Source organism: Streptomyces sp. CO7 (genome assembly GCF_053474865.1).
Genome location: NZ_JBRIOU010000047.1, coordinates 1 through 882 on the forward strand (window position 1 = coordinate 1; position 882 = coordinate 882).

General features: G+C 74.5%; 1 pseudogene. It reads left to right on the top strand.

From position 1 onward, the window contains the following. Positions 1-291 precede the first annotated feature (291 nt). A pseudogene (locus ACOV8S_RS31010) lies at positions 292-882 on the top strand (hypothetical protein); the annotation flags it as partial.

The window sequence follows — 882 nt, forward strand, 5'->3', positions numbered from 1 at the left end:
GGGCATGACGGCCATGCTCGTCCTCCCGCACGCACGGGGGCAACGCCTCGATGTCCATGGCACCGCGTCACGTCTGGACGATCCGTCGGTTGTCCCCCGCTCGGCGGGGACGGTGTGATCTCCACCGCCGCCGCCCGTAGGACCGACCCGTCCCCGCGGCACAGCGCCTGGCTACCCTGGGCGTCCAGGGCTCCGGGCCGCATACTTCCGGCCGCTACCATGTGGGCCCTTGTCCCGGCGTCGGCGTCAGGCTGGGCCGTACCGGAGCTACCAGAGAGCGGCAGGACGACCGTGACAGGCGCGACGAACCGTGAGCGAAGCAGCGGCCCCCGCATGCCGCGGGTGGTGCTGCACCGCTGGTCCGACGCCCGCCACTTCACCCGCACCGCCTCCGGCGGCACCGTCTGGTCCGACGGGGCCCTGCGCCTTGGGAGCGCCGAGGCCGACGAGACCTTCGTCGACCACCACGGCCACGCCACCCTGGACTGGGAGTACGCCACATGGTCGGCCGGCTGGCGTGACCTGCCGTTCCCCGCCGAGGAACTCATCCCCTCGTGGACGGCCCTCACCCCGGCCGGCACCCGGCTGACGGTGCGGCTGCGCGTCCGCGACGCGGCGGGGGAGACGTCCCCCTGGTACGTCATGGCGCACTGGGCCTCGGACGACGCGGTGGTGCACCGCACCACGCTGCCCGGTCAGACCGGCCCGTTCGGCACGGCGGACGTCGACGTGTTCGTGGCGCCGCCCGGGAGACCCGCCGCGGCCTACGAACTGGAGCTCCGGCTCGCGCGCGTCCGGGGCGTCCCCGAGAGCCCCGCCGTCCAGGCCCTGCATCTCGTCGCCTCGTCCGTACCCCCCGACCACCACCAGGCGGTCAGCGGG